The sequence below is a fragment of the Cribrihabitans marinus genome, assembly GCF_900109035.1.
GTDB classification, from domain to species: Bacteria; Pseudomonadota; Alphaproteobacteria; order Rhodobacterales; family Rhodobacteraceae; genus Cribrihabitans; species Cribrihabitans marinus.
In genome coordinates, this window is sequence record NZ_FNYD01000012.1 from 19,990 (window position 1) to 37,605 (window position 17,616).

Consider the following 17,616-nt stretch of genomic DNA (forward strand, 5'->3'; position numbering starts at 1 on the left):
AGTGCGCCCCGGGCTGGGCCTGGTCGCGGCGCTTCTGGGCTCGACGGCCCTGGCGCAGGAGCTGCCCACGGGCGGCAGCGTGGTGGCCGGCGGCGCGGTGATCGGCGCGCCTTCGGGCGGGCAGATGGCCATCGGCCAGACCACCGGCGCGGCGGTGATCGACTGGCAGAGCTTTTCCATCGGGCAGGGCGGCCGGGTCGACATCACCCAGCCCGGCGTGCAATCGGCGCTGCTGAACCGGGTGACGGGCGCCACCACCAGCCAGATTCACGGCCAGTTGACCGCCAACGGCCAGATCTTCGTGGTCAATCCCAACGGCATCTTCATCGGCCCCACCGGCCGGATCGGCACCGGCGGCTTCGTGGCCTCGACCCTGGGCATCGGCACCGACGACTTCATGGCCGGGCGCTACCGGTTCGAGGGCGATGGAAGCTCGGCCACGGTCGAGAATGCCGGGCGCATCGACGTGGTGCCGGGCGGCTATGCCGCGCTCATTGGCGGGCGGGCGAAGAACTCGGGCGTGATCCGGGTGCCGCTGGGCAGGGTCGGGCTGGCCGCGGGTGAGCGGGTGACGCTGGATGTCTCGGGCGACGGGTTCCTGCAGGTGGCGGTGCCCTCGCAGGGCGACGAGACCATGGAGGCGCTGGTCGAGAATTCGGGCCGCATCGAGGCCGAGGGCGGGCAGGTGCACATGATGGCCGCCAGCGCCCGCGACGCGGCACGGCAGGTGGTCAACATGTCCGGCGTGATCGAGGCGCGCAGCGTCGGCGGGCGCAGCGGCGCGGTGGTGCTGGGCGGCGGCGGCGGCGCGGTGCGCGTCACTGGGCGCATCGACACATCGGCGCGGGCGCAGGTGGCGACCAGCCCGCGCCCGGTGGCGCGTCCCGAAACGCAACCGGGTGGCGACATCACCATCACTGGCGCGGCCATCGAACTGGCCGGCGCCACGCTGGTCGCCAGCGGGGCGGGCGCGGGGCAGGGCGGTCTGATCCGGGTCGGCGGCGATTTCAAGGGCAGCGGAGACCTGGCGCGCGCGCTGACCGCGCATGTGGATGCGGCCACCCGGCTGATTGCCGATGGCGGCGAGAGCGGCGATGGCGGGCGCATCGTGGTCTGGTCGGACGTGTTCACCGATTTCAGCGGACAGATCTCGGCGCGCGGCGGCGATGCGGGCGGCGATGGCGGGTTTGCCGAGGTCTCGGGCCTGGCCGACCTGCGCTATCGCGGGCTGGCCGACACCCGCGCGCCGGCGGGGCAGGTGGGGATGCTGCTGCTGGATCCCAGCAACATCACCGTGCCGGGCACCATCGACGCGGCGACCATCGAGTCGAACCTGTCCACCACCAGCTTTACCCTCGACACCAGCGGGCCGGGGCCGGATGCCGGCGACATCACCATCAACGAGGCGATCAGCTGGAGCTCGGGCTTCTCGCTGGGTCTGGACGCGGACAACGATATCGCGATCAACGCGCCGATCATCGGCAGCGCGCTGACCGTGCTAGCCGGTGGCACCATCACCACCGGGCCGGCCGGCGCAATCGGCGTCGGGCTGTTCGAGATCTTCGCCGGTGACTGGATCCAGCTTGGTCCGGTCCTGCCGGCCTTTGACGCCGACGATTTCCGGCTGGATCCGGATTATACCGGCACGTTCCTACGTGCGCTCGGCGGCACCGGCGGCGCCGGTGATCCCTACCGCCTGACCGATATTTACGGTGTTCAGGGTATCCGCACCGGGGCGCTGCCCTCGGCCAGTTTCGTCCTGGCCAACGATATCGACGCCGAAGTGACGGGCACCTGGCGCGAATTCGACGGCCCGTTCGGCTTTGACACCATTCCCGTCTTCAGCGGTACGCTGGACGGGGCGCGGTATGTGATCTCGGACCTGTTCGTCAACGATTTCGTGGATGGCGGGCTGTTCGGCACCATCTCCGCCGGAGCCACCGTTACAGACCTGGGGCTGGTCGATGCCGATGTCAGCAATGACGAGGGCGGGCTGCTGGCCGACACCAACCTGGGCACCATCGCCAATTCCTCGGTCGAGGGCGTGTTGCAGATGGTGGCCGGGGTCGTCGGCGGCATGGTCGGCACCAATGCCGGCATCATCCGCGACAGCTTTGCCGATATCGAGATCGACGCCTTCTCCTTCGCGGCGACGCCGGCCTCGGTCGGCGGGCTGGCCGGGCAGAATTTCGGCACCATCCTGCGCAGCCACAGCAGCGGAACGGTGGATGTCAGCGAATCCGGCGGCGCGTTCGTCTCGGCAGGAGGGCTGGTGGGGTTCGAGCAGGGCACGATCACCGATTCCTATTCCTTGGCTGACGTCACCCTGACCCAGAGCGCCAGCAATGGCGGCGCGGTGGGCGGGCTGGTCGGCATCAACGAGGCACCGATCCCGCCGGGCAGCTTAACCATCACCAACTCCTTCTCCGCCGGCACCCCCTCGGCCACCGGCGCCGCGGCGGTCGGCGGGCTCGTGGGTCTCAACACCGGCACCGTCATCAACTCGTTCTGGGACACCGATGCCTCGGGCGTGGGCACCAGCGCGGCGGGCACCGGGCTGACCACGGCGCAATTCCAGGACACCGCCGGCTTCTTGGCGCTGACCCAGCCTCTGGGCTGGGATTTCGCCGGCGCCTGGGCGCCGGGCGCGCCGGGGGCCTATCCGACGAACTATTCCACCAGCCCGGTGGTCTTCGTCCAGCCGGGCGATTTCACCGTGCAATACGGCCAGACCCCGACCGCCACCGCGCCGGGCACCATCGGCGGCGGGGCCGGCAGTTTCGTCTTCGGGCCGCTGGGCGACACGCTGGACACGTCCGGGCTGCTGTCCAACCTCAGCTACGGGTCGCAGACCGTGGGCACGACGCCCTTCACCATTCCCGTCACCGGCCTGACCTCGGCGCAGGGTGTGGGCTATGCGGTGCGCTCGCTCGGCGCCACGGCGACGATCACGCCGGCGCCGCTGACCGTCACAGCGCTGAACCAGAGCCGGGTCGAGAACGACGAATTCGTGCTGGACCAGAGCGCCTTTGCGGTGACCGGCCTGGTGTTCTCGGACAGCGTCGGCAGCGTGGCGCTGAGCAGCGCCGGCGCAGCATCCGACGCCACCGCCGCCGGCAGCCCCTATGCGATCAACCTGGGCACGCCCGCGGGCAGCGGGTTGAGCAACTACAGCATCGCCCTGGTGCCCGGCCAATTGGCGGTCCTGCCCGAGGCGACCCCGCCGGTGCCACCGGTGCCGGTCATCCCGCCGCCGCCCACGGTGGACACCACGATCACCGGCGGCACCGGCGGAACCGGGGGCGGCACGACCGGCGGCACTGCGGTCACGCCGACCGACCGCGCGGCGCTGGCCCTGGGCACGGTCGAGAGCTTCTCGGAGGATTTCGAAGCCCGCGCCGCTGCCTGCGCAGGCCAGGATGATGATGTCGGCGCGTATCTCGCCTGTCTCGCCGACGCGATGGACAGCTACTCCGACGACCTGGAGCGGCTGGTCTCGGAGCTGCCTCCCGAGTTGTCGGGCATCGCCGACATCATCCGCGACGCCTCGGCCGGGATCCGCGCGGCAGGCGCCGAGGCGCAGGCCCGTCTGGCCGTCGCCACCAGCGCCGCCGAGCGCGCCGCGATCCGGCGCGAGGCAGTGGGCAAGGCCCGCGCCGCGCTGCAGACCGCCGAGACCGAGATCCGCAAGGCGATCTCCCTGATCCGCGCCACGGATCCCGAACTGGCCGGGCTGCACCGTCAGCAGGCCGAGACCGTCATCGCCGCCGTGGGCCGCGCCGAGATCGGCATGTCCCGCGTGCTGGAACTCTGACCCCGGAGGACCCGTCTGGTGCCCGTGCGAGTTCTCGTGTTTGCCTTCTGCCTGATTGCCGGCGCCCTTCCGGCGCTGGCCGAGCGGCGCGTGGCGCTGGTGGTGGGCAACTCGAACTATGCCGATGTCACCTCGCTGGATAACCCGATCAACGATGCGTCGGACCTGGCCATCGCGCTCGAGGGGCTGGGCTTCGAGGTGTTCCTGGGCACCGACCTGGCCCGCGACGAGATGCTGAGCCTGGCGGAATCCTTCGGCGCGACCGCCGCCGAAGCCGATGTGTCTCTGTTCTTCTATGCCGGGCACGGGTTCCAGTCGGACGGGGTGAACTACCTGGTGCCTGTGGATGCGCGCATCAACTCGGGTGCGGACGTGCCGGATCAGACGGTGACGATGGGCGACATCATAAGCCGCATGGAACGTTCGGACGGCTTGCGCCTGATCTTTCTGGACGCCTGCCGCGACAACCCGTTCGATATCGACCTGCCCGATGCGTCCGACGGGCTGGCCCGGGTCGGCAGCGCGGCGGATTTCCTCTTCGCCTATGCCACCCAGCCCGACAACGTGGCCTATGACGGCACCGGGCGGAACTCGTTTTTCACCGAGGCGCTGCTGAGCCATATCTACACGCCCGGCCAGGACATTTCCGACCTGATGATCAACGTGCGCAAGGACGTGATCGCGGCCACCGGCGGGCGGCAGATCCCGTGGGACAATTCCTCGCTCACACGGCAGTTCCGCTTCGACACCAGCCCGGCCACCGCATCGGAGGAGACGCTGTTGTGGCAGGTGGCGGCCAATGCGCGGGATCCGGCGCTGATGCAGCTCTATGTCGACCGTTATCCGCAGGGCGCGCATGTGGGCGACGTGATGGCGTTCCTGGGCGGGGCCGGCGAGAGCGCCACGCGCAACCTGAGCGCCCCGGACAGCGACGAACAGGCCGAGCGGCTGTGGAAGCTGGCGCAGCGCAGCCGGATGCGGCCGCTGCTGGAATTCTACCTCGAGCAATATCCCGACGGCGCCCGTGCCGGGCAGGCGCAGCGGCTGCTGCAGAGCATCCCGCGCGCCGAGGACAGCACGCCGGGCGGCATCTGCGAACGGCTGGCCACCCATCCCCGCGACAGCACCGCGCGGATCACCGGCGTGCCCTTTTCCCAGTTGCAGCGCAACGCGGTGGGCGCGATCCAGGCCTGCAGCGCGGCGGCGGCGCAATCGCCCGAACTGCCGCATTACGTGGCGCTGCTGGCGCGGGCCACCATCGCCGCCGGCGACATCGAGCGCGCGGTCACGCTCTACCGCCAGGCGGCCGAGCGCGGCGACCTCAGGGCGATGGTCAGCCTGGCGCAGTTGCATGAAAGCGGCACCGGCCTGCCGCAGGACATGAACCGGGCGCTGGAGCTTTACGAGCGCGCCGCTGAGGGCGGCAGCCTGGACGCGATGATCAACCTTGCCGTGACCCTGTTCGAGGGCCGCGTGGTCGCGCGCGACAACGCCCGCGCGCTGTCGCTGCTGCAACAGGCGGCCGAGGGCGGCTCGGCCAAGGCCACGTTCAACCTGGGCGTTCTGGCGCAGGACGGGGTGTTCGGAGAGCCGGCGCAGGCGCTGGACTATTTCCGCCGCGCCGCGCAGGAGGGCGAGCACCAGGGCTGGCTGGCCGCCGCGATCCTGCTGGACGAGGGCAGGGGGGTGGCGGCCGATCCCGCCCGCGCCGCCTCGATGCTGCTGCGCGGGGCGGCCGCCGATGACGGCACGGTGATCGCGCAGCTGACCGGCGCGCCCGACCAATGGTCGCGCGAGACCCTGCGCTCGGTGCAGGCGCAGCTGGCGGCGGCGGGGTTTTACGACGCGGCCATCGACGGGCTGGCGGGTCCGGGCTTCACCGCCGCGCTGGAACGCTGGCGCAACGGCGGCTTCGACGCCGCCGCACTGGTGGACTGACCGGGGAGAGGCGGCGTCAGGGCGCCGTGGCCTCGGCAACCAGGGCCGACATGCGGCCCGCGGCCGGAGCCGCGCCGAAATCGCGCGCGATGTCCTCGGTGATGGCCTTCTCGACCTGTTCGAGCGTGGGGCCGGAGCGCGCCTCGATCTCCAGGCGCAGGGGCGAGCCATAGGACTGTCCGAAAGCGAAATCGCGCGCCTGCGCCGCGTGGCTTTCCATCTCCAGCTCCGCGATCCGCACGTCGCCGAACCCGGCCGCCGCCAGATCGGCCTCGATCCGGGCGGCTTGGGAATACCCGAACGGGGTTCGCGCCAGAAACTGCGGCGGATCCTCGGGATAGAGCCGCATCAGCGTGGCAACCGCCCGGTTCGAGAAGTCGTTTTTCTCGATCGGCCCCCAGCTGTTGAACACGAACCGGCCACCGGGGCGGAGCACCCGGCGCGCCTCGGCGAAGCCCGCCGGGCGGTCGGGAAAGAACATCACCCCGAACTGGCACAGCACCACGTCGAAACTGTCATCGTCGAAGGGCAGCGCCAGCGCGTCCGCCGCCTGCCAGTCCAGCCGGTCGTCATCATGGTGTTGCCGGGCACGCTCCAGCATGGCCGCGTTGAGATCGGTCACCACATAGCGGGCGTTGCCATCCAGACGCGGCGCCAGCGCCCGCGTGACCGCGCCGCTGCCCGCGGCCAACTCCAGCACCGATTTCGGATCGCCCCGGGCCGCGCGGCGGGCAAGGTCGTCGGCATAGCCCGCGAACAGGATCGGCACGAGATGCGAGTCGTAGATTTCGGGAATCGAGCCGGTGAAGTCGGAATCGGTGTCGGGCATTCGTCCCTCCGTGAGCAGGTCGGCCGGCACAGTAGCGCGACTGCGCCACAAAGTCGCCATTGCAACACCCGCAGGACTGCTGGACCGGTCAGTCGGCAAGCCCTGCGTTGGTGTATCCCTGCCTCAGAAGGTCCCGCTTCGTTGGATCCTTCAGGGGCAGGCGCCCCAGATGGTCCGCGAAGGAATATCGGGGATTGATCGCACCCAGCTCGCGGCGCACCGCGCGCGCCTCGTCCAGGCGGCCGAGGTTTCCAAGCGCCGAGACCAGAAATCCGCGTGTCAGGTCGGTTGTCGGCGAGGCCTGGATGCGTTCCTCGAAATTCTTGACCGCATTCTCGTAGTCTCCGGCCAGCAGATAGGCGGTCCCGATGAAATGCAGATACTGGTGCCCCATGATCGGCTCCAGCCGCAGCGCCAGTTGCAGGTCCGCGATGCCGTCGAGCGGGGTCCCGCCATAGATCTTGTCAAGCCCGCGCATCCCGATCGCCAGTGCGAAATTCGGGTTGAGTTTCAGCGCCCGCTCAATGGCGGCCGCGGAGGCCTTGAGGTCGCCTGCCCAGAACATGTTCAGGCCGGCCACGTAATGCGCGTAGGGCAGGTCGGGATCCTTCTCCAGCGCCAGGCGGCAATAACGCTTCGACAGGTCCATGCTGTCGCTGCGGCCCAGCCACTTGTTCTGGAAGTCGCGGTTATAGGCGTGGGCGAGGCCGACATAGGGTTCGGCGTAGTCGGGATCCAGATCGATGGCCAGGTTGAACGAGCGCAGGGCGAGATCGAACATCTCCCTGGTATTGGCGCTGCTCAGAAGCGCCTCGCGGCCGCGCAGGAACAGGTCATGCGCCTCGACGCTGCGGGTCGGAACCTGACCGATCCGGTCCTCCTCGGCCGGTGTCAGCTTCACCTTCAGCGCATCGACGATGCAGCGGGTCACCTCGTCCTGGACCGCGAAGATGTCCGCGAGGTCGCGGTCATAGCGGTCGGCCCAGAGATGCGCGCCGCTGGCCGCGTCGATCAGCTGCGCGGTGATGCGCAGGCGGGTGCCGGCGCGACGGACCGAGCCCTCGAGAACATGCGCCACGCCCAGGTCGCGGCCCACGGTGCGGATATCCGTGTTCCGGCCCTTGTAGGCAAAGCTGGAATTGCGGGAGATCACCAGAAGGCTGCCGACCTTGGACAGGTCGGTGATGATGTCGTCGGTGATCCCGTCCGAGAAATACTCCTGCTCGCGGTCGCCCGACAGGTTGTCGAAGGCCAGAACCGCGATCGACGCCCGCGCCGCCGTCGCGGTCCTTGCAGCCGGCGCCCCGGCCAGTCCGGGTGGCTGGTCGGGGTGCCATTTCCAGATCCGGATCGGCGCGTCGATGTTCTTGACGGCGACTTCGCCGCAATCGTGGAATGCGATTCCGATGCGGGTGCCAAGGCTTTCATTCACCGCTGATGACACGCAGATGCCGCCGGGATCGGCCAGCGCCTCGAGCCGCGCGGCGACATTGACCCCGTCGCCATAGATATCCGCGCCGTCGATGATGACATCGCCCAGGTTGATGCCGATCCTGAGCGTGATGGCCGGACTGGCCGGATCCGGCGGCACGGCGCCCTGTTGCAGTTCGATGGCGCAGGTCACGGCATCGACCACGCTTGCGAATTCCACAAGCGCGCCGTCGCCCATCAGCTTGACGATGCGGCCGCGATGCGCCGCGACCGCCGGGTTGAACACGGCCTGCCGGTGGGACTGCAGCGCCCGGTGCGTGCCGGCCTCGTCCGCGCGCATCATCCGCGAATACCCGACGACATCCGCCGCCAGTATCGCGGCCAGCCGACGGTGATCTGAAGATTGCGCCATGGATTCCCCTTGGCCCTGCCGGGACCCGCGCAATCAGCCTACAGGGGTTCGGGCGTCAGATGGAAACCATTCTTGCGCGCCCGGTGCGAACCGCCTACCCCTCGGCCCGGTCCATCAGCCCGCGCACCCAGCGGCCGCAGGCCCAGGTCGCCGGCACGCCCAGGGGCAGCGACCAGATCAGCGCGGTGACCGGCGGGATGGCCGGGCCGCCGATCCCGTGCAGGATCAGCCCCGCAAGGAACAGATTGATCGCCACCGCCGCGGCGGCGAAGGGGTAGAACAGCGCCGCCAGTTTCCACACCGGCCAGCGGCCCTCAGTGGCTGGTGCCTTCGGAGAAGGTGATCTTGTTCCAGACATTGTATTTCCCAGACGGTTTGCGCATCGGCAGGCGGGTGACCTCCTCCAGCGTCTGCGCATCATAGACGATCACCGCGCCGTCATCCTCCCAGACCGAGACCAGCGCGTACGCCCCGTCGCGGGTGAACTCCACATGCGCCACCGTGGCGCCGGGCACCGGGCGCAGGGTGCGCACGATCTCCAGGCTCTGCTTGTCGATCACATGCATCGCGTCGCGGTTGGGGCCAAAGAACACGTCGGCCCAGAAATAGGGCGTGTTCTCGTGGCTGCGCAGGAAGAAGCCGGGGCCTTCGGTTTGGATCACCGCCAGCCGTTCCCAGGTTTCGGTGTCGATGACGCTCAGCTTGCCCTCCTTGAGGTGCGGCGTGGCCATCACCCGGCGCCCGTCTCGGTCCCAGCTAATGCCCGAGCCCAGATGCGGCATCCCTTCCAGCGGCAGCTCAGCGATCTCGCGACCCACGTTGAGGTTGACCACCACGCCGCGCACGCCATCGCGCGCGGCCCCGATCAGATTGCGGTAATCGTCGTCGAAAAAGAAATCGTCGAGCGGCCCGCTCAGCTCGATCCGGCGGCGGGCGAACAGGCCCTGCGACGAGGCGATCCCCTCGACCATGCCCTTTTCGCGGGAATGCACGAAGCCCTCATAGACCGGATCGGCCTCGGGGTCGGTCGCCACCTCCCAGATCTCGGGCGCGTCCTTGAGCGCAAGGATGAAGCTCTGCCGCTGCGGCGCCTGGTAGACCGCCGAGACGCGGCTGGGCGTACCGTCCTTGGCGATCACCTCCATCACCCGGGCCACCGACAGGTCCTCGGTCGACAGGATAGTCAGCGACATCGGCAGGTAGTTGGCCACCGCCAGCCACTTGCCGTCATGGCTCATGGCGATGTTGCGGCTGTTGAGGCCGGCGCGCACCCGGCCCACCTGTTGCAGCGACCACAGGTCGTATTTCTGCACCCAGCCGTCGCGCGACATGATGAAGACATAGCGCCCCTCGGGGCTGAATTTCGGCCCGCCATGCACGGCAAAGGGCGTCTCGAACCGGTCCAGAACCTGAAACGTGTCGCCGTCGAGGACCGAGACGTGATGATCGCCGGTCTCCACCACCAGCGTGATGTTCATCGGGTCGCTGTCCCAGACCGGGGCGTCTGCCGCCGCGTAATCCTCGTCCAGCATCCGGCTGGCCATGATCTGCGGCTCGCCCCAGTCCGGCACGTCTTCCAGCGGCGTCTTGAGGTATTCGGCCAGCGCCGCGATGCGGTCCGCGCCCAGATCCTCGGCAAAGCCCGGCATCTGCGTGGCCGCCCGGCCCGCCGCGATCACCGCGTCCAGATTCGGCCCGCGCATCCGCCCCAGCGTCTCGGGGATCAGCGCCGGGCCAAGCCCGCCCAGCCGGTCGGCGCCGTGGCAGGAGGCGCACATGTCGGCATAATCCTTCACCGGCCCCGCGACCGCAGCGCCGCCAAGCGCCAAGGTCGCCACGATCAGCGCAGCCCTGATCTTCCTCTTGCTGAAAATATCCCCGCCGGAGGCTCCCGCACTCGCAGGCATCGCAACGGCGGGATCAGAAGAACTGGTGCGCGGGATCATGTCTCTTGCCTCGGAACGGTGTGACGGTCAGGCGGTCGGCGGCATCCACGCCGATCTCGGCATCGCTGAGATAGCAGGCCGGATCCTCCTCCCAGGGATCGCCGGTCAGCTGCAGCGCGCGAATGCGGGTGTTGCCGCCGCAGACGTCGCGCAGCGTGCAGGCGCCGCAGCGCCCCTTGAGCGGCCGGGGCCGGGTGCGCAGCATCGCCAGCATCGGGTCGTCGCCGGTCCACAGCTCGGAGAACGGCGTGGTCTTGACGTTGCCCACGGTATAATCCGACCAGTAGGTGTCGGGATGCACGCGGCCCAGGTTGTCGATATTGGCCACGCCCAGCCCGCTGGAATTGCCGCCCCAGGCGGCCAGGTGCGCACGTATATGGGCCACCTTTTCGGCGTCGAAATTGCGCGCCACCCACCCAAGGAAATACCCCGCATCGGCGTCGTTGTTGCCGGTCACGATGTCCAGCGGCATGTCCTCGGCGGCGGCCACCCAGGCGCGGTCCAGCAGCAGGTCCAGCCCCTTGCGCGTGCGCCGGTGCGCCGCGTCCTCGCCCCGGTTCTTGTCGCCGCGCCCGGCATAGACCAGGTGGCTGAGATAGAACTTGTCCACCCCCTCGTCATCGCAGAGCTGCAGCAGGTCGGGCAGGTGGTGATGGGTGCCTTCGGTCAGGCAGAAGCGCAGCCCCACCTTGATGCCGCGCTTCTTGCATTCGCGCACCCCGCGCAGGGCATCGGCAAAGGCGCCGTCCACGCCGCGGAACCAGTCGTTGGTGGCCCCGATCCCATCGAGCGAGATGCCCACATAGTCGAACCCCACCTCGGCGATGCGGTCGGCGGTTTGCCCGTGGATCTTGGTGCCGTTGGTGCTGAGCGCCAGCATCCGCACCAGCGGCCGCGCGCCATGGGCGATGTCGAAGAAATCGAACCGGTCCAGCGGCTCGCCGCCCGACAGGATGATCGCGGGCACCTTGAATTGCCCCAGATCGTCCAGCGTGGCCATCGCCTGCTCGTGGCTCAGCTCGCCGGGGAAGTTCACATCCGCCGAAACCGTGTAGCAGTGCCGGCATTTCAGGTTGCAGCGCCGCGTGAGGTTCCAGATCACCACCGGTTTCACCGGCCCGGGGCGGCGCTTGCGCGGCGGCGTCGGCGTGACCAGCTGGTGCATGTATTCGGTCAGACGGAACATGTCAGTTCCTTTCCTTCAGGCGCAGCCCGGTCTTTTTCAGGATGCGCGTGGAATAGAGGATGTCATGGCCCCGGCAGGCATCTCCCAGCAGCGCGGCGATCTGCGCGCGCTTGGCCTCCACCTCGTCGCGGGTTGCCCCGTGGACCATGGCAAAGAGGTTATAGGGCCAGTCGGGCCGGGCGCGGGGCCGTTCATAGCTGTGGGTGACGAAGGGCAGGGCGCCCACCTGCGGACCCAGCGCGTCGATGCGGGCATCGTCCACATCCCAGACGGTCATGCCATTGGCCACCATGCCCAGCTTGTAATGGTTGGGCGCGGCGGCGATGCGGCGGATCACGCCGCTGGATTTCATCGCCGCGATGCGGTCCATCAGGTCGGATTCCGCCAGCCCCAGCCCCTCGGCCACCTGGGCGAAGGGCGCTTGCACCAGCGGCAGCCCGCCCTGCAGGGCGGTGATGATGGCGCGGTCTGTCGTGTCGATGCTCATGCGGCCACCCGGAAGCCAATGAAGAATTCCTGCAGTTTGGGAAAGCGCAGCACCTTGTGCCCGGTCTCCCGCTCGATCGCATCGGCGGCGGCTGCGATGCCCCCGGGGGTTTCCGAGGCCAGCACGAACCACATGTTCAGCCGGTGCGTGCGCTGATAATTATGCGCCACCTCGGGCAGCGCATTGACTTTGATCATGACCTCTTCGAATTCCGCGTCCGGCACCGCCATCGCGCAGAGGCAGAAAGCCCCGCCCATCGCCGCGGCGTCGAAGAAGGGGCCGAAGCGGGTGATCACGCGGGCCTTTTTCATCCGGGCCAGACGGTCCAGCAGCTCGGCCTCCTCCAGCCCCAGCTCCGCGGCCACGGCGGCATAGGGATGCGGGACCAGCGGCAGGTCGTCCTGCATCCGGTTGAGGATGCGGCGGTCGGTGGCGTCGAGGGTCATGCGGCGGCCTCCTTGTCGGCGATCAGCGCGCCGGTCTGCTTGAAGCAGCGGGTCGAGAACAGCACCTTGTGCGGCGCCCCGAACAACTCGGGCAGGGCGGCGGCGCGGGCCAGCACCTCGCGCGCCTGCGCCCGCGACTTGGCGTGGATCATCGAGAACAACCCGTAGGGCCAGATCCCCGGCACGATGCGCCGCTGATAGCACAGCGTCACGCCGGGCACCGCCGCCAGCGCCGGGCCGGCGGCGCCGATGCGGTCGGCGGGCACGTCCCAGACCACCATCGCGTTGGCCGACCACCCCAGCGCGCGGTGGCGCACAATGACGCCGAGGCGAGTGATGATCCCGGCCGCGACCAGCGCGGCGAGCCGGTCCATCACCGCGTCGGCGTCACGGTGCAGCAGCGTGGCGATGCGGTGATAGGGGCGCGGCGTCAGCGGCAGGCCGGTGGTCAGCTGTTGCAGCAATTCGCGGTCGCCGTCGCGCAGCGCCGCGCGGTCCACCTTGCGCCGCGGCGGCACGGTGGCGACGTCGCCCGACAGGCGGAATCCGAGGTCGATGTTGAAGGGCCGCACCAGCGGCAGGTCCAGCACCCGCAACCTGGTCTGCGCCCCGATCCGGGCCAGGGTCGCGTCCACATGCGCGCGGTCGGGGCCGGTGGCCACGAACCACAGGTTCCATTCGTCCTCGCGCAGGTAGTTGTGGTTCACGCCGGGCTGCGCGCCGATGATCGCGGCAACCTCGTCGATGCGCGGCTCGGGCGCGGCGACGGCGGCCAGCGTGCTGGCGGAGACCGTGCCGGGCGCCACGGTGGCGCCGACGCGGGTGATGCGGCCGGCGACCTTCATGCGGTTCAGCCGGGCCAGCACATCGTCTTCGGAGATGCCGAGTGCGGCGGCCATGGCCGCAAAGGGGCGGTCGGTGATCGGCAGGTCGCGCTGCCAGTCATCCAGCAGGCTGCGGTCGATGGGGTCGGTGATATGGCACATGGTTACAGCCCCGTCCGGTGCGCGCGCGCGGTGAAGAAGATGCCCGAGGGGCTGTCGGCCTCGATCTCGCGCAGTTTCTCGAAGGTCTGCGTGTCGTAGACCATGACCTTTCCGGCATCGCGGACGCTGATCCAGACCTCGTGCCCGCGCGGCGTGAACTCCATGTGCAGCACCGCCGGGCCGGGCTTGAACTGGTGGATCACCTGCTTGCTCACGCTGTCGATGACCTGGATCGTGTCGTTCAGCGGATGGGCGAAATTGACCCAGACATGCCGACCGTCGGGGCGCGCCATGGCAAAGACCGGCTGACCGTAGGTCTCTGTCCGGCCGGTTTCCGTGAGTGTGGCGGCGTCGACCCAGAGCACCTGGTGGTGCCCGACGGCCGGCAGGACAAACTCCGCGCCGGTATGCGCCCAGCCTTCCAGATGCGGCATCTTGTAAACCGGCATCTCCTGCTGGCCGCGGCCATATCCGGGCAGCACGCGGATCGGCTCGGGCGTCTCGGCCCAGAGGTCGAGCGCGGTCAGACCGTCCTGCCCGAACAGGCCGGTGATATAGGTGCGCCCATTGGCGGTGATCAGCGCGTCATAGGGGTTCTTGCCCATGCCGGGGATGCGTGTGGTGCGCATTCCGGGCCCCGAGAAATCGGCGATCCAGCTTTCGCCACTGTCCCAGACGGTAAAGACGAAGCGGCGGCCCGGCGCATCGACCAGCCCGATGGTCTTGCCGCCGGTGGGGATGTCGGCCACCAGCTCCAGCGTGTCGGCGTCGAAGACGCGCACGCCGCCGGGTTCATAATTCGACACCGCGACCAGCTCGCCATCGTCCGAGATTGCGCCGCCGATGGCGTTGCCGGCCTGCACCACGCGGCCGGCGATCTCGCGTGTCACGATGTCCACCTTGGTCAGCCCGCCATCGCGGCCGAACACATAGGCGAAGCGTTGATCGGGGGAATAGACCAGGCTGGCATGGCTGAGATCGCCCAGCCCCCCGATGCGCGCCAGCGCGGCGCGGTCGGACTGGTCGACCAGCAGGACCGAGCCGGTGGCGCGTTCGATCACCAGGCCCAGATCGCCGGTGGCGGTGGGCTCGGCCAGGGCGGTTGTGCCCAGCAGGGCGGCGGCAAGGGTGAGGGCAAGGCGGGTCATCGGTCCTCCTCTGGCGTCAGCAGGTAGCGGGCCACCCATTCGGCCTCGGCCTCGTTCATCAGCGGGCGCCAGGGCGGCATGGCGGTGTCGGGGATGCCGTCGAGGATCACTCCGGTCAGCACCTCGGTGTCGTAATGCTGCAGGGTCTCGGCGCGAAGGTCGGGGCCCAGCCCGCCCCTGAGCGTGAGCCCGTGGCACGAGCCGCAATCCTGGTGCACCAGACGCTTGAGCGCCTCGGCATCGGGGGCAGGGGCCTCGGGATCGGCGGCAAAGGCCGCGCCGGCCAGACTGGTCACCATCACCGTCAGCGCGCGCAGCAGCCAGCCGCGCCGCGGGGGCCTGTTGCGCCTTTCAGCCATGCGCCTCGACCCGTTCCAGAATCCGTTCGACCGGGGCCTGCGCGTAAAGCGACACGACCTGGCCGATGATGAAGAGTGTCGGCGCGCTCAGGCCCGCCTCGCGCACATCGGCGGCCACCCGGTCGAGCCGCGAGACCATGCGGCGCTCGGCGGCGGTGGTGGCGCGGCTGACCGCCAGAACCGGGGTCGCGCCCGGCAGTTTCTCGGTCATCAGGCCAACCGCGATCTGGCCGATATTGGCCACGCCCATGTAAACCACCAGCGTGGTTGCGGGATCGGCCAGGCGCTTCCAGTCGAGATCCAGCACCTGCCCCGCCTGGCGGTGGCCGGTGACATATTGTACGCCGGTGGCCAGCCCGCGATGGGTCAGCGGCACGCCGGTGGCGCAGCTTGCGCCCTGGGCGGCGGTGATGCCGGGGGCATAGTCGACCACGATGCCGTGGGCCATCAGATGCGCGGCCTCTTCCGAGCCGCGCCCGAAGATCATCGGGTCGCCGCCCTTGAGCCGCGCGACCGTGTGGCCCGCGCGGGCCTCGGTCAGCAGAATGTCGTTGATGCGGTCCTGCGGGACCGTATGGCATTTCGGCGCCTTGCCGACCGCGATCCGCCGCGCGCCGGCAGGCGCCAGCGCCATGATCTCGGGCGAAACCAGCCGGTCGAAGACCACCACGTCGGCCGCTTCCAGCATCCGCAGCGCGCGCAGCGTCATCAGTTCGGGATCGCCCGGTCCGGCTCCGATCAGGTAGACTTGTCCCGGCTTGGTCATGGCGTGTTCCGTCCTCTGGCTGGTTGGCTGGCGGTCAGGGGGAAAAAGGGGCGGGTTCCAAGAGACGCAGAGGAACCCGCCCGCCGGTCCGTCGTCAGTAGACGTCGGCCCGAGTGTTGTAGACGTTGAACTTGCCGGTCGGCGTCACAAGGCGCTCGTCCTTGATGACCGTCTTCAGCTCAAGCGTCTTGTCGTCGACCACCACGATGGCCGATTCCAGGTCCTTGGCGTTCCACACGGAGAACCAGATCTCGTTGCCCTCCTTGTTGAACTCGCCCTGCACCACGCGGGGCTGGCCCTCGGCGATGCCGGCCCATTCGACGATCGGCAGAACCGTGAATTCCGGTTCCTCCTGCGCCAGGTCGGCCACCTTGAAGACCGCGACCGAACCGGAGATCTCGGCATCCGGGTTCAGCGGCGCGTCGACATAGAGGTTGTCGGACTCGGGGTGCGTCTTGACGAAGAGCGAACCGCCGCCCATCGCATAGAGCTGCTGCACCATCTTCCAGGCGTGGTCGGGGTTGCCCTCGGGGTCGGTGCCGATCACCGCAACGGTGTCGTCGCCCAGGTGCGAGGTGACCCAGACCGGCCCATAGGTCGGGTGGTTGATATTGGCGCCGCGCCCCGGATGCGGGGTCAGGCCGTCAGTGTCGATCACCGCCTCGACGTCGCCTTCCTTGGTGTCCATCACCACCACCTTGTTGCGGGCGTTGGCTGCGGTCAGGAAATAGCGCTTGGTGCTGTCCAGCCCGCCATCATGCAGGAACCGTTCGGCATCGACCTCGGTGATCTTGAGGCTGTTGATGTCGGAATAGTCCACCAGGTGGATCTTGCCGGTCTCCTTGATGTTGACGATGAATTCGGGGTTGTAGTGCGAGCTCAGGATCGCCGCCACGCGCGGTTCGGGGTGATAGGTCTCCTCGTCGAAGATCATGCCGCGGGTCGACTTGATCCGCAGCGGCTCCAGCGTGTCGCCGTCCATGATCACGTATTGCGGCGGCCAGTAGCTGCCACCGATGGCATACTTGTCTTCCCAGCCTTCCATCTTCGAGGTCTCGACCGAGCGTGCCTCGGAGCCGATCTTGATTTCGGCGACGGTGTCGGGGCTCTCCATCCACAGGTCGATCATGTTGATCTTGGCGTCGCGGCCGATCACGAAGAGATAGCGGCCCGAGGCCGAGATCCGGCTGATATGCACCGCGTAACCGGTGTCGATCACCTTCTTGATCTCATAGCTGGCGCCGTCGATCAGGGCGATCTGCCCGGCATCGCGCAGCGTCACCGAGAACAGGTTGTCGATGTCCCAGTCGTTCATCTTTTCGGCCGGACGGTCCTCGGGGGCGACATGCACCTTCCAGCTGGCCTTCATCTCCGGCATGCCGAACTCGGGCGGCGCCGGCGGCTCGAGCAGGACGTAGCGCGCCATCATGTCGATCTCTTCCTCGGTCATTTCGCCCGAGGTGCCCCAGTTGGGCATGCCCGCGGGCGAGCCGTAGGTGATGAAGTCGCGCAGATATTCGAACCCGTTTTCGCGGGTCACATCCGGGGTCAGCGCCTTGCCGGTCGCGCCCTTGCGCAGCACGCCGTGGCAGCCGGCGCAGCGTTCGAAATAGATGGTTGTCGCCTTCTGGAACTCGGAAGGCGTCATCACCGGGTCGCCGGGCTTGCGGCCCGGAATCTCGACCTGGATCTGGCCCAGGGTGGTCATGCTGGGCTCATAGGCTGCCGCCGGGCCATCGGCATGGTCCTTTGGCTTGTCCTGGGCCACGGCCATTGGCGCGGCCAGGCCCAGCGTCAGCGCGGCGCCGGTCATGAGCAGCGTTGCGCGGATGGCTTTGGGTGTCTTCATAACGGGTACTCCGTTCGGG

General features: G+C 68.7%; 14 protein-coding genes. 2 read left to right on the forward strand and 12 right to left on the reverse strand.

Annotated features, from left to right (window positions below):
- Window position 1 precedes the first annotated feature (1 nt).
- Window positions 2–3,814, forward strand: coding sequence for a two-partner secretion domain-containing protein (locus tag BMX57_RS17550; protein WP_244892202.1), 3,813 nt, complete (start codon window positions 2–4; stop codon window positions 3,812–3,814).
- An 18-nt stretch (window positions 3,815–3,832) separates the two neighbouring features.
- Window positions 3,833–5,752 carry a caspase family protein gene (locus tag BMX57_RS17555; RefSeq protein ID WP_244892203.1) on the forward strand — a complete coding sequence of 640 codons (1,920 nt, stop codon included), beginning with the start codon at window positions 3,833–3,835 and terminating at the stop codon, window positions 5,750–5,752.
- Window positions 5,753–5,768: 16 nt separating this feature from the next.
- Here BMX57_RS17555 and BMX57_RS17560 read toward each other — a convergent pair whose 3' ends face one another.
- The 12 genes from BMX57_RS17560 to BMX57_RS17615 all read right to left on the reverse strand — a co-directional run bounded on the left by BMX57_RS17560 (window position 5,769) and on the right by BMX57_RS17615 (window position 17,597).
- Window positions 5,769–6,581, reverse strand: coding sequence for a class I SAM-dependent methyltransferase (locus BMX57_RS17560; RefSeq protein WP_092370316.1), 813 nt, complete (start codon window positions 6,579–6,581; stop codon window positions 5,769–5,771).
- An 88-nt stretch (window positions 6,582–6,669) separates the two neighbouring features.
- Window positions 6,670–8,424, reverse strand: coding sequence for an adenylate/guanylate cyclase domain-containing protein (locus BMX57_RS17565; protein ID WP_092370319.1), 1,755 nt, complete (start codon window positions 8,422–8,424; stop codon window positions 6,670–6,672).
- 94 nt (window positions 8,425–8,518) lie between these two features.
- Entirely contained in the window at window positions 8,519–8,725 is a 207-nt protein-coding gene (locus BMX57_RS17570; RefSeq protein ID WP_342341980.1) for a hypothetical protein, read from the reverse strand.
- A 13-nt stretch (window positions 8,726–8,738) separates the two neighbouring features.
- The gene (locus tag BMX57_RS17575; RefSeq protein ID WP_092370325.1) at window positions 8,739–10,331 is read right to left on the reverse strand and encodes a nitrite reductase; all 1,593 of its coding nucleotides are present in this window, start codon (window positions 10,329–10,331) and stop codon (window positions 8,739–8,741) included.
- A gap of 13 nt (window positions 10,332–10,344) precedes the next feature.
- Window positions 10,345–11,556: a heme d1 biosynthesis radical SAM protein NirJ gene (gene nirJ, locus BMX57_RS17580; RefSeq protein ID WP_092370328.1), complete on the reverse strand. Its 1,212-nt coding sequence runs from the start codon at window positions 11,554–11,556 to the stop codon at window positions 10,345–10,347.
- 1 nt (window position 11,557) lies between these two features.
- On the reverse strand, window positions 11,558–12,043 hold the full coding sequence (ahbB, locus tag BMX57_RS17585; RefSeq protein WP_092370331.1) for a siroheme decarboxylase subunit beta: 486 nt from the start codon (window positions 12,041–12,043) through the stop codon (window positions 11,558–11,560).
- A complete protein-coding gene (locus tag BMX57_RS17590; protein WP_092370334.1) occupies window positions 12,040–12,489 on the reverse strand; it encodes an Lrp/AsnC family transcriptional regulator in 450 nt (149 codons plus the stop codon). Before BMX57_RS17590 ends, ahbB (BMX57_RS17585) begins: the two co-directional genes overlap by 4 nt.
- On the reverse strand, window positions 12,486–13,475 hold the full coding sequence (gene ahbB, locus BMX57_RS17595) for a siroheme decarboxylase subunit beta (protein ID WP_092370337.1): 990 nt from the start codon (window positions 13,473–13,475) through the stop codon (window positions 12,486–12,488). Before ahbB (BMX57_RS17595) ends, BMX57_RS17590 begins: the two co-directional genes overlap by 4 nt.
- A 2-nt stretch (window positions 13,476–13,477) precedes the next feature.
- Window positions 13,478–14,623 (reverse strand): cytochrome D1 domain-containing protein, encoded by a 1,146-nt coding sequence (locus BMX57_RS17600; protein ID WP_092370340.1) that lies wholly within the window; start codon window positions 14,621–14,623, stop codon window positions 13,478–13,480.
- Window positions 14,620–14,982, reverse strand: a complete 363-nt coding sequence (locus tag BMX57_RS17605; protein ID WP_244892204.1) for a c-type cytochrome — start codon at window positions 14,980–14,982, stop codon at window positions 14,620–14,622. The genes BMX57_RS17600 and BMX57_RS17605 overlap by 4 nt, the downstream gene beginning before the upstream one ends.
- Window positions 14,975–15,748: a uroporphyrinogen-III C-methyltransferase gene (gene cobA, locus BMX57_RS17610; RefSeq protein ID WP_092370343.1), complete on the reverse strand. Its 774-nt coding sequence runs from the start codon at window positions 15,746–15,748 to the stop codon at window positions 14,975–14,977. Before cobA ends, BMX57_RS17605 begins: the two co-directional genes overlap by 8 nt.
- 94 nt (window positions 15,749–15,842) lie before the next feature.
- Window positions 15,843–17,597: a nitrite reductase gene (locus BMX57_RS17615; protein WP_218142436.1), complete on the reverse strand. Its 1,755-nt coding sequence runs from the start codon at window positions 17,595–17,597 to the stop codon at window positions 15,843–15,845.
- Between the last annotated feature and the right edge of the window lie 19 nt (window positions 17,598–17,616).